This is a genomic window from Demequina sp. NBRC 110055, from assembly GCF_002090135.1.
In the GTDB taxonomy this organism is placed as follows: Bacteria; Actinomycetota; Actinomycetes; order Actinomycetales; family Demequinaceae; genus Demequina.
Genome location: NZ_BBRL01000007.1, coordinates 199,817 through 218,314, shown reverse-complemented (window position 1 = coordinate 218,314; position 18,498 = coordinate 199,817). Strand labels below are relative to the sequence as shown.

The following is an 18,498-nucleotide window of genomic DNA, read 5'->3' as shown; positions in this document are numbered from 1 at the left end:
CGGACGCATCGCCAGAAACCCCAGGTAGGTCCAGAATGGGGACATGCCGACCACGCCGGAACCCGACCGCCTCACCGTGGAGGACCAAGCCGCTTGGCGCGCCTGGCTCGACGCCTACGAAGACACGTCGACAGGCGTCTGGCTCACCCTGACCAAGAAGGTCGGCTCCCCCGTCACCACCCTTACCTACGCCGAGGCCCTCGATGAGGCGCTGTGCAGCGGCTGGATCGACGGCCGCCGCCGCTCGAACGACGAGCGCACCTTCCTCCAACACTTCACCCCGCGACGCGCCCGCTCCGTGTGGTCGCAGCGCAACGTCACTCACGTCGCGCGACTCGTCGGGGAGGGCCGCATGCGCCCGCGCGGCCAGTCCGAGATCGACAAAGCGCAAGCAGACGGCCGGTGGGAACGCGCGTACGAGGGCCAAGCCACCGCGACCGTCCCCGATGATCTGGCGGCGGCGCTCACCAACGCACCCGCGGCATCGGCCGCATGGGATGCGCTCAGCAAAGCAGAGCGATTCCCTCACCTTGCGAGAATCCAGACGGCCGATGCCGAAGCACGGGCCACGTACATCGCTCGCCTGGTCGCGAAGTTGGGCGGGTGAGCCTGCCTACGATGGGTCGCATGAAGGACGCGGCCGCCGTGAGCGCGCTCACCACGGATCAGTATGAATTGACGATGGCCGCGAGCCACTTTGCCCAGGGCCGCACCGCGACAGCGACGTTCGACCTGTTCGTCCGTCGGCTCCCGCCCGAACGCCGCTTCCTCGTCATGGCAGGCCTCGCCGACGCGCTGACGTACCTGGAAAACCTGCGTTTCACCGACAGCGACATCGGGTTCCTCCGCAGCCTGAAACAGTTCGACGACGCCTTCCTCGAGCACCTCGCCGCCCTCACCTTTACTGGTGACGTCTGGGCCATCCCCGAGGGTGAGATCGTGTTCCCCGAAGAGCCGCTGGTGCGCGTCACGGCGCCGCTCATCGAGGCGCAGATCGTCGAGACCGCGCTTCTCACGTTCGTCGGCCACCAGACGGCCATTGCATCGAAGGCCGCGCGCGTCGCGCTCGCCTGCGGCGACCGCCAGTTCGTGGACTTCGCCGCGCGTCGCACCCACGGGCCCGAGGCGGCGCTCAGTGGCGCCCGGGCGGCGTACCTGGCGGGAGCAGCGGCCACCAGCAATGTCCTCGCGGGCAAGACCTTCGGCATCCCGCTGAGCGGCACCATGGCGCATTCCTACGTCATGTCCTACGACGACGAGCGCGACGCGTTCCGAGCCTTTGCTCGCGACTTCCCCACCGCATCGACCCTGCTCATCGACACGTACGACACGCTCCAGGGCGCCCGCAACGTCGTGCAGGTCGCGCACGAACTCGCGGCCGAGGGCATCCGCGTCCAGGGCGTGCGGCTCGACTCGGGCAACCTCGCGGCGCTGTCGCACGAGGTGCGCGACATCCTCGATCACGGTGGCCTGACGGACGTGCGCATTGTGGCCAGCAGCGACCTCGACGAGCGCCGCATCGCCGACCTCCTGCAGGCCGGCGCGCCCATCGACGCCTTCGGCGTGGGCACTCAAATGGGCGTTGCCGCCGATGCCCCCGCGATGAGCGCCGTCTACAAACTCGCCGAGTACGACGGCCGCCCCGTGCAAAAGCTCTCCCCTGGTAAACGCTCCCTCCCCGGCCTCAAGCAGGTGTGGCGAGTCGAGCGCGATGGCGTGCTGGTCGGCGACACGATCGGCGGCGCCGACGAGGCCGGTATTGAAGGGCGGCCGATGCTCGCGCGGGCCATGCGGTCGGGCTCCGTTATCGACGGCGCGGCTCACGGGACGGACGGCCTGACGGCCGCCCGCGAGCGCTGTGCGGCCGGGCTTGCCTCACTCCCCCGGCGACTGCGCGGCTTCGGGCCTAGCGACGATCCTGCGCCGGTGGCCCTCTCCCCACGGCTGGCAAAACTCGGCACCCGCGAGGGCTGATCTTCCCGATCGCGGCCACACGCGCTAGCCTCGGAGCTACGCCGACCCGGTCGGCTGCTGAGGGGGATACCAGCAATGACGTTCTATCCGGACGGGCACTTCGACGAGCCTGCACGCCGGCCTGCCACACCGCGCCTGCCCGCGCCGGGGTGGCTCCCCGACCCCAGTGAGACGCATCTGGAGCGTTACTGGGACGGGGCCCGCTGGACGGGCCGCACCCGAGACCGGGTGAGCAAGGTCGAGACGGGGACCATCGCATCGGCCGCCTACACGCCTCGGGCGTGGACGCCGACGCCGGTCAAGCGGCGTAATCCAGGCAAGGTCATCCTCGCGTGCCTCGCCATCGCGATCGTTGCGGTGAACGCGTATCAGTGGGCCGGCACACACGGGTATGTCCCGGCATGGGCTCTCATCGGCGAGACCGGCGCGCCTGTCTTTGACCTCGCCACGGCCGCCCAGATCGCGATGGTCGACACACCAGTAAGCGGCTACCCCACGTTCGGCAGCACCGAGTTGGTGCGCCACATCGAGGAGAGCCTGCTGGTGCAGGAGGACCGCATCGACGTCACCCCGTGGGCGCGTGAGGTGGGCCAGGAGGGCGTGTTCGACGCCTACACCGAGGCGTACATACAGAACCCGTACGCATTTGGCGGCGGCGGCTTCTACCAGGAACGCGGCGGCAAGGTGTTCCTCGAACCCCAATACGTGTACTCGGACGAGGAGGCTGAGCGGCGACGCGCGGTCACGTATGCGGCCGCGCGGGTGGGGATTGCCGCGTCAGGCGCGAGCCAGGCCGTCAGCGACCGCGACAAGGTGACGGCCATCCACGACTACATCGTGGGCCTCGCCGACTACGACTACGCCACCTACGAGGCGATGAACGCCGGCGCCACCGAAGGGCCCATGGTCGAACGCTCGCAAGAGGCCTACGGGATCTTCGCGGACGGCACCGCGGTGTGCAACGGTTACGCACAGGCGTTCCTCGCGATGGCCGATGCCGCGGGCCTGGACGCCATACAGGTCACCGGCAACGTGGCGGACGGCATGACGGTGGGCGGGCACGCCTGGAACAAGGTGCTGATCGACGGCCAGTGGCTGGTGGTCGACACGACGTGGGACGACCCCGGCGGGCCGCTCCTGGAACACGACTACCTGCTGCTCGACGCGAGCGATCCCCTGCTGTCGAATCGCACCGAGGACACCGACTGGATGGTGGACGCGCAGATCGGCGCATTTGCGTAAGGCAAGCACATGGGCCCGGACACCTCGCGGTGTCCGGGCCCTGGCGATATCTACGACGGCTTAGCGCGAGCGACGACCGCCGCGCGAGGCGGAGAAGTCAGCGGCCGAACGGTGTCCGCCGCTGTGGGACTGGGGACGGCGACCACCCGAGCGTGCACCGCCCGAGCCGCTGCCGCCCGCCTGACGCGTCGCGCCCTGCTCGTTGGCGGTGGCCGTCGAGCGGGCTGCGCCGTTGGCGCCGCGGCTCCGACCACGTCCACTCCCCTGGCCGCCCTGGCCCGAACCGCCCTGGCCGGCGTTGCCGCCGCGACCGCGCCCCTGGCCGCCGCCGTTGCCGGTTCCGTTTCCAGCACCACCGCGCGCGCGACCGCCACCGTTGGCACGGGCGCCGCCGTTGCCGCGACCACCGTTGCCACGGCCCTGGCCCTGCTTCTGCGGACCGGTGCCGGCCACGGCAATCTCGGCCGCAGCGGCGGAGACGCGCTCGGCGCGCTCGCCGATCAGCGCCACCACGGCGGGCGACGAGTCGTTGACCTTCTCGGGACGCACGGTGATCTTGGCCTTGCGCAGCAGCTGGTCAGTGTCGCGGCGCTGCTCGGGCAGCACGATGGTCGCGACGTCACCGGAGGAACCGGCACGGGCGGTACGGCCCGAGCGGTGCAGGTACGCCTTGTGCTCGGCCGGCGGGTCCACGTGAACTACGAGCTCGACGCCGTCGACGTGGACGCCGCGCGCGGCGACGTCGGTCGCGACGAGGACCTTCACGCGTCCCTCGGCGAAGGCCGCGAGGTTGCGGTCACGAGCGTTCTGCGACAGGTTGCCATGCAGGTCGACGGCGGGAATGCCGTCGGAGGTGAGCTGCTTGGCCAGGCGCTTGGCGTGGTGCTTGGTACGCATGAACAGCACACGACGACCGGTGCCCGACGCGAGGGCGCGGACCACGTTCTTCTTGGCCTCGGCATCGGCCACGTGGAAGACGTGGTGCGTCATAGCCTCGACGGGGCTCTCGGCCGAGTCGACGCTGTGCGTGGTCGGGTTGTTGAGGAAGCGCTTGACGAGCTTGTCCACGCCGTTGTCGAGCGTGGCGGAGAACAGCAGGCGCTGGCCGTTGGCGGGCGTCGCGTTCATGATGCGCGTGACACCGGGGAGGAAGCCGAGGTCGGCCATGTGGTCGGCCTCGTCGAGCACGGTGATCTCGACGTTGTCGAGCGACACGATGCGCTGGCCCATGAGGTCCTCAAGGCGACCGGGGCAGGCGACGACGATGTCGACGCCACGTGCCATGGCACGCTCCTGACGCTGCTGCGAGATACCGCCGAAGATGGTGGTGGTCGACATGCCGTAGGCCTCCGCGAGCGGGGCGATGACGGCGTCGATCTGGGTCGCGAGCTCGCGGGTCGGCGCGAGGATCAGCGCGCGGGGACGGCCGGGCTTGGCCTTGCCGCCCTTGGAGCCAAGGCGGGCGACGACGGGCAGCGAGAACGCCAGCGTCTTGCCGGAGCCGGTCTTGCCGCGGCCCAGGACATCACGTCCGGGAAGGGTGTCGGGAAGGGTGTTCTCCTGAATGGGGAACGGGGTGGTCTTGCCCTCGCGCTCCAGCACGGTAGTGAGGGCGGTGGGCACGCCGAGGTCGGCGAAAGTGACAGTCACGTAGGTGTCTTTCCTTAAAGCGGCCGATGCACGCGCCGGCTTTCGCGGCGCGTTTCAGTTCTCTCGTGGCGGGTTTCCGTCACACAGAGCACCGGCGATGGTGGCGAATCGCGATGGGGACACGCGTTCGTTCGCCGAAGAGAGGATTTCTACGAGCCTGGCACCACTCGGTCCGTGTCTGGGACGGTGGCGCCGGCGAGAAGGAGAAGCAATCTGCGACGCATGCCCGGCAGGAGCCGAACACAATCGTCAACTATAGCAGGTGGGTTGCCGCTAGGCCCGGATCGGCCACGTGAGCGCGGATTAGGACATCATAAGCAGCGACTCGTCGATGCGTCCCAATGAACCAACGAAGCGCGGTGGCGCTGCATGCCCGTATCTCTCGTGACCCTAGAGCGACATGCGGGGCGTCAGGGATGCCCCGAGTAATGCCACTAGATCACGTCAAGCGCGCGGCCACGCGCGACGAGCGGACATCATGGCAAAATGGCGCTATGACTTCAGCCGAGTCGCCCTCAAGCGGGGACAACCCGGTGTTTAGCGTCTCGCAACAACATCATATCGACCTTATCCAGGCCATCATCGTTCGAATGTCAACTAGCTCAGCAACGGCCAAGAGTTGGTTGCTACCGGTTGTCACGGCTACCTACGGCTATGCGCTCACTCAACAGGCCTGGACGGTCGCCACACTGGGCGTGCTTGCAACCGTGCTGTTTTGGAATCTCGATATCCGATATCTTCGCGAAGAGCGTGCGTACCGTGCACTGTTTTCCGACGTGGTGTCGGGGAAGACTGCACCGTATAACCTGAACGCCTCGGTCTACTACCGCGCCCCGCTCGGTGGAGCAGCCGACTGCCGTGCCCCCAACTGTAGATGGCGGAAAGTTGCTGGCTCATGGGCGACACTCGGCTTCTACGGACCGGTGGCGATCGTAGGAACAGCTATTGCAGTGGTGGCTCACTAGGCTCTGACGTCTCTAGCACAAGCTCTTGCAAGCCGCTCCCACACTAGGTCCTTGGAACTCTCGCTGTATGACGTCTCCGGCGGCCAAATTGTGCCGATGGCGTCGCCGTTCCACCTCGGTACGAGATGGAAGTGCACATGCTCAACTGTTTGGCTTGCGACTTCCCCGTTTGACTGGATAAGACTCAAGCCCTGCGGGGCGAGCGTCTCAACCATTACTCGGGCGAGGCTGCGACTAGCCTGCCCGAGCTGCGCGGCTTCCTGAGGCGTGAGGTCCCACAGATAGGTCACATGGCGTGCGGGTACCAAGAGCGTGTGCCCCAAGACCGCCGGCTCCGTTGGAAAGAAGGCTGCTACGCCCTCAGTACGAAACACAACACGGACATCCGGGTCATCTCCATCGACTATTCGGCAGAATGGACACGCCGTGCCGGCATAGAAACTAGGCACTCCGGCTAACACCTTGGTCGACCCACGTGTCCCAGTTCTCCTTAATGGAGGCGTAGACACCCTTACTGTCAGGGCCGCTCGGATTGAAAACTGGGACTATGTCGCCCAAGTCGCTGCCGTTCTTCAACTTGATCCCGGCGAATGGGTTGGCCCCTTGTCGATCTCTGCCATTTGCGGGGTCAGCGAGCCCGTGGATTCGCACTCCTAGAACCTTCTTGCCGTCGTTCCACGCCTTCCGAATCTCGTAGTCCACCCACTCTCTGCTCGCGGTCTCCTGGCCGACGAGAACGACCACCGCCCGCTTGTACTTCATCTGCTCGGCGATCCAGTTTTCTACCGCCGCATCACCCTCGTTCTTGACACTCTCCCAATCCTGAGCGCTGAGGATCGTCTGTCCTTCAACGGCGCCCATGTTGAGAATCTGCTGAACCCTCATCGCGTCGCGTCCGTAATGAAAACTCAAGAACACTGCCACTTCCGACCCCCTCGGTCATTATGATTAGTCGTGTAAACGTCAATCTCCGTGTTGCACCTAACCCACGATACAGACAGCGGTATTCCGCAGTCTATTTTTCCACTGCGCCGGTCTGCCATGTCGCGCCCATACTTCGTGCCGGCATCGGTAACTATCGGTCGTGACTGGGACGCTTAAGAACTCGCAGGCATCCTTTACGCCGCCTCCTCGCGTCATGGGTATCGAAAATTGGAAGACATGGCTAACGACGGCGGGCGTCGATGCTGCTCTTGCACTTCCAAGCGTCAGCTCGTCCCACGCCCCGTGCCTTGGGTACCCGGAGGATGTGGTCTTTCTCGGCCTGGCCATCGCCATTTGGTGCCTGGTTGCCGTCGCGGCGTCGGGCGCTGTGTGCGGACGCCGCGCTCACAAGAGCAAGTGGGCCGCGCGAGGCTCCGCCATGCGGCGCACAGTCGCGTACCTGGACGGCATCGCGGACTCCGAATCCGCAGAGTTTGTCCGCCTGTACGTCGCGGAGCAAGCGCACCGGGAGACATACGGAGGTCGGATAGGGGGCCAGAAGGCGAATGCTGAGCGAGTTCTCAAGAAGGCTGAAGCCGTCGAGGCGAAGCGGTGTTTCGCGGCCGCGCGAGAGGAGTATTTGGCGACCGCTTCGCGAGCGAAGTGACGGCGGTGCGAGAAGCAGTGGCCCGGCCGACGTCACGTCGGCCAGGCCGAGAGGCACCGAGGAAAGGAGTAGCCAAGATCGAGGGAAGGGACGGATCTGCGAATTGGCCTGTTACCTCCTCGGTTGACTCAACCAGGCCCAACGGAACTACTTCTCCTGCAGGTCAGAAGTCCTCCTGGTAATAGTCGAATGAAGTCGACTTTCCATGCGTGTATCGGCCACGCATCCGAATGCGCCCGAACTCGAACTCTCCTTCGAGGCTCACCGCGCCGCGCTCGCGTCCAGACACCTTTTTGCGAGTTTGACCACTCTTGGGCACAGTGCCGCGGCGCTCGGCGTCTCGCGCACGGGCTAAGAACTCGTAGATAAAATTCGCCCCCACGCCTACGGCCAAATCAACGCTGAGTCCCCCAATTGCCTGAAGCACGAGAATGACATCGACCTCGAAGACAAGCGGGCTACCCGCAGATAGCTTAGAGATGTGGTTAAAAACCACTTCTTCGCGCAACAACGCGTCTTCCTCGGGCCACAACCCGCGAAGGGTTCGTTCAATCGCGCGCCGCAGTGCCGCATAGTCTTCGCCATATGGCAGCCCCCATGGTTCCGAGATACGTAGCTCGTCCCTGAACCACGCGGGTTCCTCAAAAAGGTTGGGCAACTCGGCCGTTTGCAGAGTCTGCTCAATCATGTCGCCAACCCATGAGCGAGCAATAAGGAGTGCGGCAGCGAGCTCTTCGGCATCGTGCGATGGGAGCATCGGAATGGTGAACGTCAAGGTGGCCGTCTCGCCATGCACGCTTCGCAGTTTCGACATGCCGGCAAAACTACAGGAAAGACGTACAATCTCACCTGCAAGGTCGCGATCACGGGGAACTACGGGCGGTCGCTGGTCTTAAGGTTCGATGTGCACCCATTGCCGAGGGTGTACCGACGAGTTGCGTCACGCGGCGACCTAGTGCACTCATTGCCATCGCACCGGGCAATTCGCCTGGCGCTGCCACTCACTAGCTCGACGTCCCGACGCGCGCTTCGACGTGATGTGCCAACACAAGCACTGAACGCACCAATGCACAGCGGCGGGCAACTTCTTGCCCGTCCTCTGGTACCCACGCCGGATTGCCCGCAGGGCGACCCCCGCGGCCCTCGCATCTCGGTACGGCCTCTTTGCGCAAACCCTCATGACCTCTCCCAGTAAGTTGGGAAGGTCAATCAGCACTTATCTGATCCGCCTTCATGGGCGTGCCTCACATCCACGACGCCAGAAGTAAGCCCCACGGCTAGCAAGAGACTCGCACAACCACGTGTCAGGATCAAGATCTCCTCTCGCGGCCGCATCGCATGGGTGCCACCACAACGCGCCGCTGACAAGCCTCGCAGCCTCTCCGGTCGCGCCTAGGCAATGTCAGCGCAAGAAGCCAGAGGCGGGCACCCGGGGAATCACTCCCGAATGCCCGCCTCTTAATGAGAGCGAGGTCACACCTCAACTCGAAGGCTGAACGCCCACTATCAGAACCAGTGCTTCCGCCCGCCGATGCTCCGGCCCGAGCGTCCCAGCAGCGCCAGCACGAGGCCAACGATCATGAGCACGATGCCGATCGTCTGCAGGATGCCGATCGAGGCAAGAAGGCCGATAAGGAAGAGAATCAGACCGAGAATAATCACTGCGGTTCCAATCTATCGCGGCCTCGTTGCCAAGGCCGTGGGGACATTGTCGCGATCGGTAACGCCGAAAACCCCACGTATCTTCCCGGTTCGCAAGGCTCGAATGGCAAAAGCCCGTAGAGAGGACTCCAGGACGTCGTCGTCTTCGCACTTCGCGCGCACCTATGCCCCCCGTCACCGACGGCGCTCGACGCGGAGTCCGCAGCGGTGGCGCGATCAGTAGATCCAGTCGACCACCAGGTGGCTGAAGAAGCCGAACAGCACTCCCCAGGCAATGATCGAGATGCCCATCCAGAAGTACACCGAGCGCTTCGAGGCGCCGAGCGCGACCATCGCAGGACCGGTGAACTGGCTGGGCAGCGCGAGCGGTCCCAGCAGCGAGACTCCAGGAACGCCAAAGCGATCGAAGTACTTGGAGATCTTCGCGCGCCGGCGCACCTGGCGCTCGGTGAGTTCCTTCTCGGAACCGTTGCCGGTCACGGCAGTGCGCGCGCGGCCCGCACCGGCGATCAGCGCGAATGTGCTGATGGTGTTGCCAATCACGGCCGCGATGACGGCCACGAAGGGGTTAATGCCGACGAGCACGCCAAGGAAGCTGCCCGAGTAGGACTCGACGAACGGAATCGCGCTGATCAGGATCAACGCACCCAACTGCTGCCACGACTCGAGGCCAGCGACCCATTCGGTGAGCGTCATGATGAATTCGGCGATGGAATCGGAGAACATGCGTTCCTCTCCTCAATACGAGCGACAGGGCCAGCTCTTCCGGCCCCGATGAACGCCACCACTGTCCGTCGGATCCCCTGTTCTCAGAAGTGCCGTCGAGTCACCTTTGCGATGTGACACAGCGTCACTGGTCGCGGCCGGCGCAAGCAGGCAGGATGGTCTGCCATGAGCACCACCGAGGTGCGCCCGCTGCGGCGCATGCGAGCCATCACCACCGCCGTGATGGTCGCGACGGTGGTGGCCGTGGGAGCCGTCCCGCTCGTCGTCTCGACGCCTCCTATCTGGGAGATCCTCGCCGTGACGCCCAGCCTCATCGCCGCGGCCGGTATCTCCTCGCAGTGGCATGCGCCGCCGCGCCGCGCCTATCTGATGGGAGCGCTCGCGATCGGCGAGGCCACCTGGATCGTCGCCGTGCTGGTGGGCATGGATCCAGCGACGGTCATTGGCGTCGCGGTCGCCGGCGGCATCGCCGTCGCCACGCGTCGCGACAGCCGTTACGCCACCGCGTTCACCGTGCTTCTCGTCGTCGAGGCCACCGCCCTGCTCAGCCTCATCACCCAGCCCGACGCCACCGGCAGCTACCTCATTGTGGGCCTCTGGTACACCGTCATCTTCGCCGCCGTCTTCTGGCTCAACGACATCACGTGGCGGCTCTTCACCGACCTCGACAGCATGCGTCACACCGAGGCAGAACTCGCCGTCATGAAGGAGCGGGTCCGGTTCGCCGCAGACCTTCACGACATTCAGGGCCACACCCTGCACGTGATTAAGCTCAAGGCGGCGGTCGCGGCAAAGTTGCAGCACACCGATCCCGAGCGGGTCGCGATGGAACTGGCCGACATCGAACGTCTCACCGGCGAGACCATCGAACAGGCGCAGCTACTCGTCAACTCCACGCGACAACTGTCCTTCTCGGCGGAACTCGCTAACGCCTCGGCCCTCATCTCCGCCACCGGGATCGAGGTCGACGTCGACGGCGCGGACTCCTCCCCCGTGAACGACGAGGTGTTCGCGCTCGTCCTCAGAGAAGGCACCACCAACATCCTGCGCCACCCCAGCCCCACCGCGGTCCACATCGAGGTGACGGCCGATGCCATGGCGATCACCAACGATGGGGCCGACTCCGAGACCCGCCCGCTGCGCGGGCTCGCGGCCCTTCGGGAACGCGTCGCCGCCGCGGGCGGCTCGCTCACGGTCGCGCAACGCGAGGATGAATTCACGCTGAGCCTCGCCTTCGCAGATGGCCCACGATGACGATCTCCGTAGTCCTGGCCGACGACGAGGGCCTGATCCGCACTGCGCTCGCCACTCTGCTGCCGCTCGAAGGCGACATCGATGTGGTCGCCGAGGCGGCAGACGGCGAGGAGGCCCTCGCGGCCTTCGGCACGCACCGGCCTGACGTGCTGGTTCTCGACCTCGAGATGCCCGGGATGGACGGCCTCGCCGTCGCCGGAAGCGTCCTCGCAGAGCACCCCCAGCAACACATCCTCATGCTCACCCGGCACGCGCGCCCGGGCACCCTGCGCAGCGCTTTACGGCTAGGCGTGCGGGGATTCCTGGGCAAGCAGTCCGAGCCAGCGGTGATCGCGCAGGCCATCGGCGAGGTGGCCGCGGGTGGGCGTTACATCGACGCAACCGTGTCCGCCCAGGCCCTCATCGACGACTGTCCCCTCACGGATCGCGAACTAGACGTGCTGCGCGTGGCGAGCGACGGCTACTCGGTCGCCGACATCTCCCGCATCCTCCACCTCGCCCAGGGCACCGTGCGCAACTACCTCTCCAGCGCGATCGGCAAGACCCACACGACCACCAGGCATGATGCCGCACGCTACGCACGCGAGCACGGCTGGATCTAGCTGCCCGCCCATCGCACTGGTCGGTGAAGACGGGGCCTCCCGCGAAGTCCTCGGTGCGGTCGCGGCGCGAACACCCACGCGCGCTGGGTGCGCGCGGCGTAGTCGAGGACCACCACGCGCTCGCCCACCCAGACGTAGCCGTCTTGGTCCACGGTCGCGTTGTACTCGATGGACACTCGCACCCCGGGCGCCACAGGAAACTTTCGCCCTGACTGGCGTGCATCGAGAAGTGAATCCAGACCAGCCGTGAGTGCTCGTCGCTGCGCACCACGCCTACGCCCTCGTGGGCATCCCACTCGACGATGGTGCCCGTGTCGGAGTGCTCGGCTACGTCGCTCATGCGCGGGGCTCACTGGTGCTGAGGAACGGCACCGCCACCGCGTTGCGCAGGGCTTTGCCGGGCCGCGCGAGCGCCACACCGCCCACCACGACGGCGACATGCGCGACGTGCAGCGCACCCCAGAACAGGCCGGGAAGCCACAGGGGCCACGAGTCCGGAATGGGCAGCGCTGCAGTAGCGACGGCGTACACACCGATCAGGCCAAGGACGGTGAGCGCCCAGTTTGCGGCACCTCTCGCCGTGGCCACGGCCGGGTCCGCGAGCGGACCGGGAACGGTGAGCGCCGCGACGAGCATCGCCACCGCTCCCACCACGAGGAACGGCAAACTGAGCTCGCCGTACCCGGAGCCCCAGACCAGCGGTACGGGCAGCACTCCGACAATCCCCACCGCATACGCACGCCGACCCGAGCGGCCCACGCCGGCGAAGTCGTCCATCACGTGCCCACCTGGCGGCCACTCGCTCGCTGAGGCGCTTCCCTCCACCGTGTGGCTTGAGTCCGTCGCGTGATGGTTCATGTTGTCCCCCCTGAGGCGATAGCGCCTGGTACTCAGCGTAGCGAGCCTCCGACGCCCAGCGGCGCGTCGACGCCGCCCACAGAAACCCATGTGGCTTTGTGTTGCAGTGTGTTGTTTTCTGTGGTTTCATCGGAGAAGCCGGACAAGGGAGTTCACCCAGATGTATGCCACAGAGCGACAGCAGCGCATCCTCGAGATCGCGCGCGTCGACGGCCGCGTGGAGGTCGCCTCGCTCGCCGAAGCGCTCGACGTCACCACGGAGACCATCCGCCGCGACCTCACGGCCCTCGAGCGCCGCGGGGCCGTCCGCCGCGTTCACGGCGGCGCCATTCCCGTCGAGCGACTCGAGCTCGAGCCCACTCTCGCCTCCCGCACCGCCCTACGCACCGACGTGAAGCGTCGCATCGCGGCACGCGTGCTTGAGGAGATTCCCGCCGGTGGCACCGTCCTTTTGGACGCCGGATCCACCACACAGGCGATCGTCGAACTGCTTCCGGCCGATGCCGAACTCACAGTGGTCACGAACTCCATCCCCGCGGCCGCCGCACTCGCCGGGCGCCCTCACCTCACGCTGCTGGTGCTGGGAGGCTCGGTGCGCGGCACCACGGCCGCGGCCGTAGGCGACTGGACCACGCAGGCCCTCGCCGGGCTGGTGGTCGACGTCGCGATCCTGGGCACCAACGGACTCTCGGCCGCCCGCGGCCTCACTACCCCGGACCAAGCCGAGGCACACGCGAAGGCGGCGATGGCGAAGGCCGCCAGGCGCGTCATCGTCGCGGCCGACTCGTCGAAGGCGGGCGACGACCACCTGCACCGTTTCGCGTCTCTGGAGCAGGTGGACCTCATCGTCACGGACGACGATCTGTCCGACGACATTGCCGACGAGCTGCGCGAGGCGGGCGCCGAGGTGGTGTGCGCATGATCGTCACCCTGACCCCCAACCCCAGCGTGGACCGCGCCATCACCGTCGCTCGCCTGGAGCGCGGCGAGGTGAACCGCGCTACCGAGGTCCACGTGGACGCCGGCGGCAAGGGTCTGAACGTTGCCCGCGCGATCACCGCACAGGGAGGCGACGCCGTCGCCGTGCTCCCGGCCGGAGGCGCCGAGGGCGTCCTGCTGGGCGAATTGCTCGATGACGCAGGCGTGCCACGAGCATCCGTGCCCGTCGCCGGTGCGGCCCGCGTCAACATCACCGTCGCCGAGCCCGACGGCACCACCACCAAGCTCAACGAACCCGGCCCCGCGCTCAGCGCCGCGGAGCTGGAGTCGCTGCTCGACGCCGCCGCCGCTCGCGCCGCCGGCTCCGCGTGGCTGGTGGGCTGCGGGTCGCTGCCGCCGGGAGCGCCGACAGACCTCTACGCGACGCTCGTTGAGCGTGGGCACGCCGCCGGCGCCCTGGTCGCGATCGACAGCTCCGGGCCAGCCCTCGCCGCGGCCATCGGGGCGTCCCCCGACCTCATCAAGCCCAACCACGAGGAGCTCGCCGAGCTGGTCGGGCGTTCCCTGCCCACCCTCGGCGATGTCCTTGATGCCGCCCAGGGGCTCGTCGCCGACGGCATCCCGACCGTGGCGGTCAGCCTGGGAGCGCACGGCGCGCTCCTCGTCACGGACTCCGCCGTCCTCCACGCCCGCGCCACCGTCGAGCGCCCGCTGTCGACGGTCGGCGCCGGCGACTGCATGCTCGCGGGCCTGCTGCACGGCCTCGCCACGGGCCTCGACGGCGCCGCGGCCCTGAGCGCAGCGGTCGCGTGGGGCTCCGCAGCCGTGAGCCTGCCCGGAAGTAGCGTCCCCTCCCCCGCCCAGTTGGCCGGCGTCATCGTCGACCTCACCACCACCCCCGACCTCACCATGGAGCTGGGTCAGAGCTGACCCTGGAAGGACCCACAATGCCCCTCATCGATGAGACCCAGGTCGTTCTCGACCTCACGGCCGACGATCGCCACCAGGCCACCCGCGCGCTCGCAGAGCGCCTAGTCGCCACCGGACGCTGCACCGACCTCGAGGCCTTCCTCGCGGACGTGCGCAAGCGCGAGGAGACCATGGCCACCGGGCTGCCCGGCGGCATCGCCATCCCCCACGCCCGCTCCGCGGCCATCACCGAGCCCACCCTGGGCTTCGGCCGCCTCGCTACAGGGCTCGACTGGGGCGCCAAGGACGGCGCCGCCGACCTGGTGTTCTTGATCGCAGCGCCCGAGGGCGGCGGCGAAGCCCACATGCAGGTCCTTCCCAAGCTTGCCAAGGCGCTCATGAAGAAGGAGTTCACCGCCGCGCTGCGCGCCGCCACCTCCGACGCCGAGGTCGTCTCCCTCGTCCAGGCCGAGGTGGGCGAGGTGGTGCCGGCCGCGAGCGCCGCCCAGGCCACGTCGTCCGCAACCGCCCCCACCCAGGGCGCTCAGGAGGCGAGCGAGGTCACCGAGCCCGCCGAGGCATCGGCCGGCCTCACGCTGGTAGGCGTCACCTCGTGCCCGACGGGTATCGCTCACACCTACATGGCTGCCGAGGCGCTCGAGCGCGCCGCCGCCGAGGCGGGCCACACCATGCACGTCGAGACGCAGGGCTCTGCCGGAGCCACGCCGCTGACGCCCGAGCAGATCGCCGCGGCCGATGCCGTCATCTTCGCTCACGACGTGGAGGTCCGCAACGCCGAGCGCTTCGCCGGCAAGCCGCTCGTGGACGTGGGCGTGAAGAAGGCCATCTCCGACGGTCCCGGGCTCGTCGCCCAGGCCGAGGCCAAGGCTGCCGAGTGGAAGGCGAATCCCGAGGTGCGTACCGCTGCCCCCGCAGCCGCGGCATCGGGCGGCCTGTCCTCCAAGGTCGACAACAAGGCGGGCATCGGCACCCAGATCCGCCAATGGTTGATGACCGGCGTGAGCTACATGATCCCGTTCGTCGCCGCGGGCGGCATCCTGATCGCGCTGTCGTTCATGCTGTCGCAGGTCGCCTTGGGTGAGAACGGCGCCATCGAGATCGTCGAGTACAACCTCACCTCGGACGATCAGTACAACATCGCCCAGAACTTCGACATCGCGTCGCTGACCTCTTGGGCCGCGCTGCTGTACGTGATCGGCGCCGCATCCTTCGGCTTCCTGGTGCCGATCCTGTCCGGCTTCATCGCCTTCGCGATCGCCGACAGGCCCGGCCTGGTGCCCGGCATCGTCGGCGGCTCCGTGGCCGCGAGCATGGGCGCCGGCTTCCTGGGCGGCATCGTGACCGGTGTCCTCGGCGGACTCGTCGCCAAATGGATCGCCTCCTGGAAGGTCCACAAGGGCGTCCGGGGCGTGATGCCCGTGGTCGTGATCCCGCTGTTGTCGAGCCTCATCACCCTGGGCCTGTTCATCACCCTCCTGGGCGCGCCCATCACCGCACTGTCCGACGCCCTCAACGAGTGGCTTACTAGCCTGCAGGGCGGGTCTGCCTTTGTCCTGGGTCTGATCCTGGGCGCCATGATGGGCTTTGACCTGGGAGGGCCCGTCAACAAGGTCGCGTACTTCTTCGGCACGGCCGGTCTGGCCGCCGCGGGCACCGCGACCGACGCGCCGGCGCTGACCATCATGGCCGCCGTCATGGCTGCCGGTATGGTCGCCCCTCTCGCGATGGCCCTCGCCACCACGCTGCGTCCCAAGCTCTTCTCGGAGCCCGAGCGCGAGAACGGCAAGGCCGCGTGGCTACTGGGAGCGTCGTTCATCTCGGAAGGCGCTATCCCGTTCGCCGCGGCCGACCCGATCCGTGTCATCGTCTCCTCCGTGCTGGGCTCGGCGCTCACCGGCGGCCTGGTGATGGTCTTCGGCGTGACCCTGCGCGCCCCGCACGGCGGCATCTGGGTGCTGCCCCTCATGGGCGGCTTCCTGTGGTTCCTCGTGGCCCTCGCCGCCGGTATCGCCCTCATGACCGCCATCGTGCTGGTCCTCAAGTCCCGCGACCGCAAGCTCGCGACCGTCGACGCGGTCGCCACCGTCTAGCCCCTCACCCCGCGACCCTCAACACAAGGAGAACTGTCATGGCACAGCGCACCGTCACCATCGCATCGTCCGTCGGGCTTCACGCCCGCCCCGCCGCCCTGTTCGTCGAGGCCGCGCAGGAGACTGGCCTCGACGTCGAGATCGCCCGCCCCGGCGAGGACGCCGTGGACGCGACCAGCATCCTGGGCGTCATGGCCCTGGGCGCCAAGCACGGCGAGGAGGTGGTGCTCACCGCAGAGGGTGACGGCGCCGACGCCGCCCTCGAGTCCCTCGTCGCGCTCCTGTCGCGCAACCTGGACGCGGAGGGCTGACATGTCCGGCGACACCCGCACGGGCGTAGGCGTGAGCGCAGGAACCGTGGCCGGACCAGTGGTGCAGGTCGCGCCGCCGGTCCAGGCTCCGGCCGACGAGCCCGCCCCCGCCGATTCCGGAGCCGCCGTCGACGCGGTGCTCGGCGCCTTTGCGGCTGTCGCCACCGACCTCGACGAGCGGGCCGCCGCAGCCGACGACCACGCCAAGCCGATCCTCAAGGCCACCGCGCTCATCGCCCGGGACAAGCAGTTGGCGCGCGAGGCCGGCACCCAGGTGGGTCTGGGCAAGGGTCCCGCCACTGCGATCGCCGCGGCGATCGACACCTACGCCGCGCAGTTCGAGGCGCTGGGCGGGTACTTCGCCGAGCGCGTGACCGACCTGCGGGACGTGGGCTCGCGGGCCATTGCCGCAGTACTGGGCGTGCCGACGCCTGGGGTGCCCGTGTTGGACGGCCCGTCGGTCATCGTGGCCGAGGACCTCGCTCCTGCCGAGACCGCGGCTCTCGACCGCTCCAAGGTGGTGGCAATCGTCACCGAGGCGGGCGGCCGCACGTCCCACACCGCGATCCTCGCGGCACAGATGGGCATCCCTGCCGTGGTGCAGGTGCAGGGGGCGACCGCAATTCCTGCGGGCACCGTGATCGCGGTCGACGGAGACTCGGGCGAGGTCACCCTCGACCCCGACATGGCGTTGGTCGAGGCGCAGCGGGTCAAGCGCGAGAAGCGCTCCGCCGCCCTCGCGGGCGTGTCTGGGCCAGGGCGCACAGCCGACGGGCACCCCGTCGCGCTGCTGGCCAACATCGGCGGCGTGGACGACGCCGTGGCGGCGGGCACTCAGGACCTCGAGGGCGTGGGGCTGTTCCGAACCGAGTTTGTGTATCTGTCAGCAACGACGATGCCGTCGATTGAGGAGCAGGCGGACGTCTACCGCGCCGTGCTGGCACCTTTCGACGGCCGCCGCGTGGTGGTCCGCACGCTCGATGCGGGCGCCGACAAGCCGCTGGCCTTCGCGAACCTGGGCGAGGAGGAGAACCCGGCGCTGGGCCGCCGCGGTCTGCGACTGTGCCAGGAGAAGCCTGAGCTCATCGACTCGCAGCTTTCGGCATTGGCGCTGGCGGCGCGCGACACCGGAGCCGACGTCAAGGTCATGGCTCCGATGGTCGCGACCGCCGAAGAGGCGGCGTGGTTCGCCTCGCGCGTGCGCGCGGCGGGTCTCCCCTCTGCGGGCGTCATGATCGAGGTCCCGGCGGCCGCGCTGCGCTCGCGTCACGTGCTTGCCGAGGTCGACTTCGGCTCGCTCGGCACGAACGATTTGGCGCAGTACACGATGGCCGCCGACCGCATGGAGGGAGCACTGTCCGACCTGCTGGACCCCTGGCAGCCCGCCGTCCTCGATATGGTCGCCGCCGCGTGTCACGGCGGCGCCGAGACCGGCAAGCCCATGGGCGTGTGCGGAGAGTCTGCCGGCGATCCCTATTTCGCGCTGGTGCTCGCGGGCCTGGGCGTCGCGAGCCTGTCGATGGCCCCGTCCCAGGTGCCCGCCGTGAAGCTTGCTCTGTCGTTGCACAGCCTGGAGGAGTGCAGCGAGTTGGCAGAAGCGGCACGCGCCGCCACGTCGGCGAGTGCGGCACGGGACGCCGTGCGCGCGGCCGCGAACCCGGAGCTGTCGGCGATTTTGTAACCGCAACCGTTCCTGGCCCGGCG

Annotated in this window: 19 protein-coding genes; 12 read left to right on the top strand and 7 right to left on the bottom strand. The window is 67.7% G+C overall.

The genetic code is table 11. The annotated features are described in order from the left end of the window. Positions 1–43: 43 nt before the first annotated feature. From B7K24_RS09170 to B7K24_RS09160, 3 genes are all read left to right on the top strand, one after another. Positions 44–607, top strand: a complete 564-nt coding sequence (locus B7K24_RS09170; protein WP_084130024.1) for a YdeI family protein — start codon at positions 44–46, stop codon at positions 605–607. Between the two features lie 20 nt (positions 608–627). Beyond that, the gene (locus B7K24_RS09165; RefSeq protein WP_084130023.1) at positions 628–1,974 is read left to right on the top strand and encodes a nicotinate phosphoribosyltransferase; all 1,347 of its coding nucleotides are present in this window, start codon (positions 628–630) and stop codon (positions 1,972–1,974) included. A gap of 75 nt (positions 1,975–2,049) precedes the next feature. Next, on the top strand, positions 2,050–3,216 hold the full coding sequence (locus B7K24_RS09160) for a DUF2510 domain-containing protein (RefSeq protein ID WP_084130022.1): 1,167 nt from the start codon (positions 2,050–2,052) through the stop codon (positions 3,214–3,216). Positions 3,217–3,276: 60 nt separating this feature from the next. On the opposite strand, the gene B7K24_RS09155 is transcribed toward B7K24_RS09160, so the two are convergent. After that, positions 3,277–4,866 carry a DEAD/DEAH box helicase gene (locus tag B7K24_RS09155; RefSeq protein WP_084130021.1) on the bottom strand — a complete coding sequence of 530 codons (1,590 nt, stop codon included), beginning with the start codon at positions 4,864–4,866 and terminating at the stop codon, positions 3,277–3,279. A gap of 494 nt (positions 4,867–5,360) precedes the next feature. Here B7K24_RS09155 and B7K24_RS13305 point away from each other — a divergent pair, with 494 nt between their 5' ends. Next, positions 5,361–5,831, top strand: a complete 471-nt coding sequence (locus B7K24_RS13305; protein WP_144268225.1) for a hypothetical protein — start codon at positions 5,361–5,363, stop codon at positions 5,829–5,831. Here B7K24_RS13305 and B7K24_RS09150 read toward each other — a convergent pair. Then, the gene (locus B7K24_RS09150) at positions 5,828–6,280 is read right to left on the bottom strand and encodes an HIT family protein (protein ID WP_084130020.1); all 453 of its coding nucleotides are present in this window, start codon (positions 6,278–6,280) and stop codon (positions 5,828–5,830) included. The two genes, B7K24_RS13305 and B7K24_RS09150, sit on opposite strands and share 4 nt — an antisense overlap. After that, positions 6,273–6,755: a TIR domain-containing protein gene (locus tag B7K24_RS09145; protein ID WP_234986646.1), complete on the bottom strand. Its 483-nt coding sequence runs from the start codon at positions 6,753–6,755 to the stop codon at positions 6,273–6,275. Before B7K24_RS09145 ends, B7K24_RS09150 begins: the two co-directional genes overlap by 8 nt. A 439-nt stretch (positions 6,756–7,194) precedes the next feature. Between B7K24_RS09145 and B7K24_RS13465 the strand changes: the two genes are divergently transcribed. After that, complete coding sequence (locus B7K24_RS13465) at positions 7,195–7,422, top strand: hypothetical protein (protein ID WP_159449203.1); 228 nt, start codon at positions 7,195–7,197, stop codon at positions 7,420–7,422. Positions 7,423–7,585: 163 nt separating this feature from the next. Here the strand turns inward: B7K24_RS13465 and B7K24_RS09135 are convergent, their stop codons facing one another. The 3 genes from B7K24_RS09135 to B7K24_RS09130 all read right to left on the bottom strand — a co-directional run bounded on the left by B7K24_RS09135 (position 7,586) and on the right by B7K24_RS09130 (position 9,810). After that, positions 7,586–8,236, bottom strand: a complete 651-nt coding sequence (locus tag B7K24_RS09135; RefSeq protein ID WP_084130018.1) for a hypothetical protein — start codon at positions 8,234–8,236, stop codon at positions 7,586–7,588. A 692-nt stretch (positions 8,237–8,928) separates the two neighbouring features. Then, on the bottom strand, positions 8,929–9,084 hold the full coding sequence (locus B7K24_RS13570; protein WP_200808316.1) for a DUF6131 family protein: 156 nt from the start codon (positions 9,082–9,084) through the stop codon (positions 8,929–8,931). A gap of 216 nt (positions 9,085–9,300) precedes the next feature. Continuing rightward, positions 9,301–9,810 carry a small multi-drug export protein gene (locus B7K24_RS09130; RefSeq protein ID WP_084130017.1) on the bottom strand — a complete coding sequence of 170 codons (510 nt, stop codon included), beginning with the start codon at positions 9,808–9,810 and terminating at the stop codon, positions 9,301–9,303. A 165-nt stretch (positions 9,811–9,975) separates the two neighbouring features. Between B7K24_RS09130 and B7K24_RS09125 the strand changes: the two genes are divergently transcribed. Further along, positions 9,976–11,064, top strand: a complete 1,089-nt coding sequence (locus B7K24_RS09125) for a sensor histidine kinase (RefSeq protein ID WP_084130016.1) — start codon at positions 9,976–9,978, stop codon at positions 11,062–11,064. After that, positions 11,061–11,666 carry a response regulator gene (locus tag B7K24_RS09120; protein ID WP_084130015.1) on the top strand — a complete coding sequence of 202 codons (606 nt, stop codon included), beginning with the start codon at positions 11,061–11,063 and terminating at the stop codon, positions 11,664–11,666. The genes B7K24_RS09125 and B7K24_RS09120 overlap by 4 nt, the downstream gene beginning before the upstream one ends. 336 nt (positions 11,667–12,002) lie before the next feature. Here the strand turns inward: B7K24_RS09120 and B7K24_RS09110 are convergent, their stop codons facing one another. Further along, positions 12,003–12,443: a hypothetical protein gene (locus tag B7K24_RS09110; protein ID WP_084130013.1), complete on the bottom strand. Its 441-nt coding sequence runs from the start codon at positions 12,441–12,443 to the stop codon at positions 12,003–12,005. Between the two features lie 241 nt (positions 12,444–12,684). On the opposite strand from B7K24_RS09110, the gene B7K24_RS09105 reads away from it, so the two are divergent. The 5 genes from B7K24_RS09105 to ptsP are packed head-to-tail and all read left to right on the top strand — an operon-like array spanning position 12,685 to position 18,475. After that, positions 12,685–13,446 (top strand): DeoR/GlpR family DNA-binding transcription regulator, encoded by a 762-nt coding sequence (locus B7K24_RS09105; RefSeq protein WP_084130012.1) that lies wholly within the window; start codon positions 12,685–12,687, stop codon positions 13,444–13,446. Beyond that, positions 13,443–14,393, top strand: coding sequence for a 1-phosphofructokinase (gene pfkB, locus B7K24_RS09100; RefSeq protein WP_084130011.1), 951 nt, complete (start codon positions 13,443–13,445; stop codon positions 14,391–14,393). The genes B7K24_RS09105 and pfkB overlap by 4 nt, the downstream gene beginning before the upstream one ends. A 17-nt stretch (positions 14,394–14,410) precedes the next feature. Beyond that, on the top strand, positions 14,411–16,483 hold the full coding sequence (locus tag B7K24_RS09095; protein WP_084130010.1) for a fructose-specific PTS transporter subunit EIIC: 2,073 nt from the start codon (positions 14,411–14,413) through the stop codon (positions 16,481–16,483). Between the two features lie 38 nt (positions 16,484–16,521). After that, a complete protein-coding gene (locus B7K24_RS09090) occupies positions 16,522–16,794 on the top strand; it encodes an HPr family phosphocarrier protein (RefSeq protein ID WP_084130009.1) in 273 nt (90 codons plus the stop codon). 1 nt (position 16,795) lies between these two features. After that, positions 16,796–18,475, top strand: a complete 1,680-nt coding sequence (gene ptsP / locus B7K24_RS09085; protein ID WP_084130008.1) for a phosphoenolpyruvate--protein phosphotransferase — start codon at positions 16,796–16,798, stop codon at positions 18,473–18,475. Positions 18,476–18,498: the final 23 nt, after the last annotated feature.